Source organism: Acinetobacter sp. Ver3 (assembly GCF_000632455.1).
Taxonomy (GTDB): domain Bacteria; phylum Pseudomonadota; class Gammaproteobacteria; order Pseudomonadales; family Moraxellaceae; genus Acinetobacter.
In genome coordinates, this window is sequence record NZ_JFYL01000036.1 from 24,245 (window position 1) to 30,751 (window position 6,507).

The 6,507-nt window shown below is 40.3% G+C and carries 6 protein-coding genes; 4 read left to right on the forward strand and 2 right to left on the reverse strand.

Annotated elements, in window-relative coordinates; all coding sequences use genetic code 11:
* Window positions 1–11: 11 nt before the first annotated feature.
* Together CL42_RS10350 and CL42_RS10355 are read left to right on the forward strand one after the other, a co-directional pair.
* Window positions 12–2,144, forward strand: a complete 2,133-nt coding sequence (locus tag CL42_RS10350; RefSeq protein WP_035267941.1) for a 3-hydroxyacyl-CoA dehydrogenase NAD-binding domain-containing protein — start codon at window positions 12–14, stop codon at window positions 2,142–2,144.
* A gap of 113 nt (window positions 2,145–2,257) precedes the next feature.
* Entirely contained in the window at window positions 2,258–2,587 is a 330-nt protein-coding gene (locus CL42_RS10355; protein WP_035267942.1) for a hypothetical protein, read from the forward strand.
* Between the two features lie 38 nt (window positions 2,588–2,625).
* Here CL42_RS10355 and CL42_RS10360 read toward each other — a convergent pair whose 3' ends face one another.
* Both CL42_RS10360 and CL42_RS10365 read right to left on the reverse strand, forming a co-directional pair.
* A complete protein-coding gene (locus tag CL42_RS10360; protein WP_035267944.1) occupies window positions 2,626–3,054 on the reverse strand; it encodes a GNAT family N-acetyltransferase in 429 nt (142 codons plus the stop codon).
* A gap of 21 nt (window positions 3,055–3,075) precedes the next feature.
* Window positions 3,076–4,287 (reverse strand): class I SAM-dependent methyltransferase, encoded by a 1,212-nt coding sequence (locus CL42_RS10365; protein ID WP_035267945.1) that lies wholly within the window; start codon window positions 4,285–4,287, stop codon window positions 3,076–3,078.
* A gap of 103 nt (window positions 4,288–4,390) precedes the next feature.
* Between CL42_RS10365 and trhA the strand changes: the two genes are divergently transcribed.
* Together trhA and CL42_RS10375 are read left to right on the forward strand one after the other, a co-directional pair.
* Window positions 4,391–5,029: a PAQR family membrane homeostasis protein TrhA gene (gene trhA / locus CL42_RS10370; protein WP_035267946.1), complete on the forward strand. Its 639-nt coding sequence runs from the start codon at window positions 4,391–4,393 to the stop codon at window positions 5,027–5,029.
* A gap of 141 nt (window positions 5,030–5,170) precedes the next feature.
* The gene (locus tag CL42_RS10375; RefSeq protein ID WP_035267948.1) at window positions 5,171–6,481 is read left to right on the forward strand and encodes an MFS transporter; all 1,311 of its coding nucleotides are present in this window, start codon (window positions 5,171–5,173) and stop codon (window positions 6,479–6,481) included.
* Window positions 6,482–6,507 lie beyond the last annotated feature (26 nt).

The following is a 6,507-nucleotide window of genomic DNA, read 5'->3' on the forward strand; positions in this document are numbered from 1 at the left end:
GGAGAAGAATAATGAGTGCAATTCAATTTGAAAAAAATGCTGATGGCATTGTTATTCTCACCTTAGACTCACCTAATCAGTCTGCCAATACCATGAATGCAGATTTCCGAGTTGCTTTGGAAGAGACTGTAGCAAAACTGAAAGCCGAATCTGGCATTACAGGTATCATTTTTAAATCTGCAAAGAAAACCTTTTTTGCAGGCGGTGATTTGGATGAGTTGATTCAAGCTCAACCAGAACACGCCACTGAATTCTTTGGCATGATCCAAAAAATGAAAGCGGAATTCCGCTATATTGAAACCTTGGGTGTACCAGTTGTTGCTGCATTAAATGGAACAGCTCTCGGTGGTGGTTGGGAAATCGCACTAGGCTGTCATGCTCGTATTGCATTAAATGATCCTAAAGCGAAATTTGGTCTACCTGAGGTTACCTTAGGATTGTTACCAGGTGGCGGTGGTATCGTGCGTATGGTACGACTGCTCGGCTTGCAGAATGCTTTTCCTTTCCTGATGGAAGGCAAACAATTTGGTGTAGAAAAAGCAAAAGCTCTAGGCTTAATTCAAGATACGGCTGATTCTGAACAAGAGCTCATGGATAAAGCAATTGCTTGGGTTAAAGCAAATCCAAAATCTCAACAACCATTCGATGTTAAAGGATACAAAATTCCAGGTGGTACGCCATCATCACCTCAGGTGGCTCAAGTCCTTGCGATTGCACCAGCAATGTTGCGTGACAAAACAAAAGGTTGCTATCCAGCCCCTGAAGCCATTATGGCTGCTGCCGTTGAAGGTGCTCAGGTAGATGTTGATACTGCGTTAACTATTGAGTCTCGCTATTTTACGTATCTGGCAACTGGTCAAGTTGCGAAAAACATGATTGGTACGTTCTGGCATGGACTGAATGCAATCAAATCAGGTGAAAGCCGCCCTAAAGAGCCTTCAAAATGGCAAGCAACTAAAGTAGGTGTTTTAGGCGCTGGAATGATGGGTGCTGGCATTGCCTACTCGACAGCGGTTAAAGGGATTCAAGTCGTCCTTAAAGATGTATCGATTGAAAATGCAGAAAAAGGTAAGGCGTATAGTCAAAAACTGTTAGATAAACGTGTTTCACAAGGTCGAATGACTGCTGAAAAGCGCGAACAAATTTTATCTCTCATTACCCCTACAGCGAATGCATCCGATTTACAAAGCTGTGATTTAATCATTGAAGCTGTATTCGAAAATCAAGAACTCAAAGCTAAAGTAACTCAAGAAGCTGAGCAATATTTGGTTGACGGCGGTGTGATGGCTTCTAATACATCCACCTTACCGATCACAGGTCTTGCAACAGCAAGTAAAGATGCGAAAAACTTTATTGGACTGCATTTCTTTAGCCCTGTTGATAAAATGCAGTTGGTTGAAATTATTAAAGGTAAAGAGACTTCAGCTGAGACACTAGCTAAAGCCTATGATTATGTTCAACAAATTGGAAAAACACCTATCGTGGTGAATGATAGTCGTGGTTTCTTCACCAGCCGCGTATTTGGTACTTTTGTCAACGAAGGTTTGCGTTTACTGGCTGAAGGAGTACATCCAGCCAAAATTGAAATGGCTGCTTTAAAAGCAGGTATGCCAGTCGGTCCATTAGCAATCCAAGATGAAGTCGCACTAACCTTGTCTGAGCATGTGACCAACGAAACGCGTAAAGCGCTTCAGGCTGAAGGCAAAGATTTACCACACTCCCCTGCTGAAGATGTCTTAAAGCAAATGATCCATGAATTTGGGCGTAAAGGCAAAGCTGCTGGTGCTGGTTTTTATGAATATCCAGAAGGTGGTAAAAAATACCTTTGGGATGGTTTAAACCATTGGACGAAAGAGGCTGATATTTCTGAGCAAGAAATGATTGATCGCTTCTTGTTTGTGCAATCTTTAGATACCTTACGTTGTCTTGAAGAGGGTGTTTTAGAGTCTGTCATTGATGGAAATATCGGTTCTATTTTTGGCATAGGATTCGCCCCTTGGACTGGCGGCGCTTTACAGTTCCTCAATCAATATGGACTCGCACAAGCGCTTGAGCGCGCGAATCAGCTTGAAGCGAAGTATGGTGAGCGTTTTAAAGCACCTCAACTCCTCAAGGACAAAGTTCAGTATGGAAAGTCGATCTGATTGATATAAATTAAAAACCTCTCTTCGGAGAGGTTTTTTTCGGTCTTGTCGATAAATATGTGTTATAAAGTAACATATTCTAAGATTCATTTTACCCAACTTGGTATAGCATTATGACTGATCATTCTTCACCAGAAAAATCTCCTTGGGGTTGGAAAGCGCTAATTATCGCGATCATTTTAAGTATTATATTTATGGTGATTTTCTATGTAGCCATTGAAAATGAACCTGACTATATGCCAAGTAAACAACGAACAGAAACCAGTGAACATCATGCATTCAAAGCATCACCTGTGATGTCTGAAGAAGCAGCAGCAAAAATCGAAGCCAACAAAGCTGCTCAAGCTAGTGCAACTGAACACAATATGACTGAAGAAGAACACGCAGCAATGGGCGAACACAGTCATACACATGATGATCAATCAGGTTCACATAGTCATTGATATTTGTGATGAAAAAACGGAGCATTGGCTCCGTTTTTTTATTCAAGCTGCATCGTCATATAAACATGAGGAATACCACAATCTAAGTATTCCTTACCTTGGGGCTCAAACCCTAAACGTTGATAAAATGGTAATGCATGAACTTGAGCAGAAAGATTCAAGGTTGGTCGCTTTTCCCTTTGAGCAAACTCAATTATAAATTTCATGAGCTCAACCCCAAAACCTTTTCCTCGATAAGCCTTTATGACTGCTACCCTTCCAATACTATGATTTTGAAGTAGTCGAGCCGTGGCGATTGCCTCACCTTCATGGAAAACAACGAAATGAATCGATGTCTCATCTTCCATATCCCATTCGTCTTCAGGTGAAATTTGTTGTTCCAGAATAAATACTTGCTCTCGTATCTGCATCGCGTAGCACTTTAATTGCGACCATGAACCTACTTGAACATCGAAGACATTACTCATGTGTTAATTCCCAAAGGTGTGTTAGCACTTTTCACCAATATTTTGTTGCTCCCACTCTCCTTTTAGAAGCAACTCTAATGAGTGCTTTTGAATACCATACATATTTTTTAATGCAATTATTTGATCTAACACTTGCTGATCTGGTGCGTTAAAGTCTTTGCGCTTGGTGGCTAAAATCATTTTATTTTTACTGGTATGCTCCAAAGCCACAAATTCAAAAACTTTTGTCTCGTAACCATAGGCTTTTAACAATAGCGCTCGAATTGTATCTGTCAGCATTTCAGCTTGTTGCCCCTCATGAATACCAAACTGCAACATTGGTTTTAGTACAGAGGGACTTTGTATTTGAGGTCTCAACTCTTTGTGGCAGCACGGCGCGCACATAATCATTTGCGCATTCAATCGAATACCGGTATGAATCGCAAAATCAGTTGCTACATCACAGGCATGCAACGCAATCATGACATCGAGTTTTTCAGGCGAGTAAGTTCGTACATCTCCTTGGAAAAAATCTAAATGCTTAAAATCTGATTTACGGGCAACATCTTGACAGAATTGAACCATTTTCTCGTTCAGTTCCACACCTGTAACATAAGGATTGTAATCATTTTTTTGTAAGTAATCATACAGTGCAAAGGTGAGATAACCTTTACCTGAGCCAAAATCGACAACGTTGAGCTGCTGATCAACTTGAATTTGGTTTAATGCGCCTGAGCAAATCTCAACAAATTTATTAATCTGTTTCCACTTACGCGCCATGCTTGGAATAATTTGTTCTTTTTGATCCGTAATACCCAACGGTTGAAGAAAATAACTTTCTTGCTCAACAAAACGGTGTTTTTGACGGTCGTGTGATTTTTCAATGATCTTGGAGACTGAAGCCTTTTTACTTTGAGTTAAGATGGCTTTTTTCTTATTTTTCTTGAGCTGTAACTCGCTGTCCAATGTAAAAAGATTGGCTTGTTTGCATTCACTGACTAATTTACTCACCAACGAATCAGCTTCATCAATTGGAAAATTTTTGGTCACATCTTGAGTTTTAAAGCGATACAGAACATTCAGCATCCATTCATCTTGTAGTCGAATCATGCGTAAAGTCATCTTTTCTAAAGCTTCGATCTCACCTTGATATTGGCTCAGAATCATACGATCAAAACGCTGAGAAGCTAATGCTTGATGAAATGCTTCAAGAAATTGTTGCTCTTGCGGGGTGGAAGATGCCGAAACGGTCATAAACAGTGCCAAAAAAAGAAATGCTATTAAATTTTAATGCGTCTTACGCGAAAAGCAAAATTCAATTACGATACAGATGTATAATTAAATGTGTAAGTGAACAATGAAAGCATCTCCTGCTTCGTATGATCCATTAGAAGAAAAAATTAATTTCATCAGTCATGCCATTGGTGCTGTATTGGCCGTCATCGGTGCCATTTTATTAATTATAAAAGGTGCTGCTTATCCTATGGCACAATGGATCGGGCTTTGGGTCTATGGACTTAGTTTAGTTCTACTCTTTACGGCGTCTAGTCTTTATCATTTTGCGGAAACACCTGAGCGTCGGGGTTGGTTTAAAAAATTGGACCACACGGCTATTTATTATCTCATCGCAGGAACATACACTCCTTTTCTATCTATAGCTTTACCAACGCAAAAAGCTCACTATTTATTAATTGCGCTTTGGGTAATTGCGGCGATTGGCACTTTGTTCAAATTGGTATTTATTCACCATTTTCAAAAAATATCGCTTTTAGCCTATCTCGCAATGGGATGGTTAGCATTACTTGTGATTGATGATATGCGCACATATTTATCTGATCAAAGTTTAACCCTCCTTATTGTTGGTGGCCTTGCTTACACCATAGGCGCATTGTTTTATGCTTTAAAAAAGGTAAGATACACTCACGCTATCTGGCATATTTTTGTATTGATAGGTGCAGGATCACATTTCCTGTCTATTTATCTTTACGTGCTATAACCACTTTAACTACATCGTCTAGCAACCCTAACACCGTAGAGCAAGCTGGTATTTCGTATTTTTTTAAGAAATTACGCCTTTTTTAAAAAGATTACGCTATTAAATCTAAGTTTTTTATTTTTAGTAAGTGTAAGGTCTCTCATGGCGTCTAATACAGCATCACAACAAGCTCAGCCCGCAAACTCTAAAACTCGGGTATTAACTGCAAGCCTCGTTGGTACAACCATCGAGTTCTTCGATTTTTATATTTACGCAACAGCTGCGGTCATAATTTTCCCCTACTTGTTCTTTCCAACAAGCACAGATCCTATGACAGCAACGATTCAATCATTAGCAACTTTTGCAATCGCATTCATCGCACGTCCTATCGGCGCCGCACTATTCGGTCATTTGGGAGATCGAATCGGTCGTAAAGCAACCTTAGTGGCAGCCTTGCTAACCATGGGACTTTCTACCGTTGCGATTGGTTTACTTCCAACCTATGCGCAAATTGGCATTGTGGCACCCTTACTTTTAGCTTTGTGCCGATTAGGTCAGGGCTTAGGTTTAGGTGGCGAATGGTCAGGTGCAGTTCTACTCGCAACTGAAAATGCGCCAGAAGGCAAACGTGCTTGGTACGGTATGTTCCCTCAACTTGGTGCACCAATCGGCTTCATCCTTGCCACAGGCTCTTTCCTTACGCTTGGGGCATTCATGAGTGAAGAAGCATTCATGTCATGGGGATGGCGTATTCCATTTATTTCAAGTGCCTTATTGGTGATTGTAGGCTTGTGGATTCGCTTAAAGTTGCATGAAACGCCAGCATTCCAAAACGTGCTTGATAAACAAAAAGAAGTGAATGTTCCTTTTGTACAAGTTTTTAAAAAGCATTCAAAAATGCTTGTACTCGGAACGATTGCAGCCATTTGTACTTTCGTAGTTTTTTACTTAACCACTGTATTTGCTTTGCAATGGGGTACAAAACAATTAGGTTACTCTCGTGAAGAGTTCCTACAACTTCAGTTGGTTGCAACGCTTTGTTTTGCAGCATTTATTCCCCTTTCTGCAATTTTTGCGGAAAAGTTCGGTCGTAAAACCACTTCGATCGCGGTGTGTGTAATTTCTGCTATTTTTGGTATTTTCTTTGCGGACATGTTGGAGTCAGGAAGTACACTGATTGTGTTCTTATTCTTATGTATTGGTCTTGCGATTATGGGCTTAACCTATGGTCCAATCGGTACGGTACTTTCAGAAATCTTCCCGACATCGGTGCGTTATACTGGTTCGGCGTTAACATTTAACCTTGCTGGTATTTTTGGTGCATCTTTCGCACCTTTGATTGCAACGAAATTGGCAACTGAATATGGTTTGTCTGCAGTAGGCTATTATTTGACGGCTGCATCAATCCTTTCGCTGATTGCTTTCCTCATGATTCGCGAAACGAAACATGATGATGTGAATAATCAAATTTGATGCTTTCAGCTAATAAAAAANACACG

Bases quoted from the DNA above. Each gene is read 5' to 3' on its own strand.
- CL42_RS10350 (WP_035267941.1), top strand. From the start codon at position 12: ATGAGTGCAATTCAATTTGAAAAAAATGCTGATGGCATTGTTATTCTC.
- CL42_RS10355 (WP_035267942.1), top strand. From the start codon at position 2,258: ATGACTGATCATTCTTCACCAGAAAAATCTCCTTGGGGTTGGAAAGCG.
- CL42_RS10360 (WP_035267944.1), bottom strand. From the start codon at position 3,054: ATGAGTAATGTCTTCGATGTTCAAGTAGGTTCATGGTCGCAATTAAAG.
- CL42_RS10365 (WP_035267945.1), bottom strand. From the start codon at position 4,287: ATGACCGTTTCGGCATCTTCCACCCCGCAAGAGCAACAATTTCTTGAA.
- trhA (WP_035267946.1), top strand. From the start codon at position 4,391: ATGAAAGCATCTCCTGCTTCGTATGATCCATTAGAAGAAAAAATTAAT.
- CL42_RS10375 (WP_035267948.1), top strand. From the start codon at position 5,171: ATGGCGTCTAATACAGCATCACAACAAGCTCAGCCCGCAAACTCTAAA.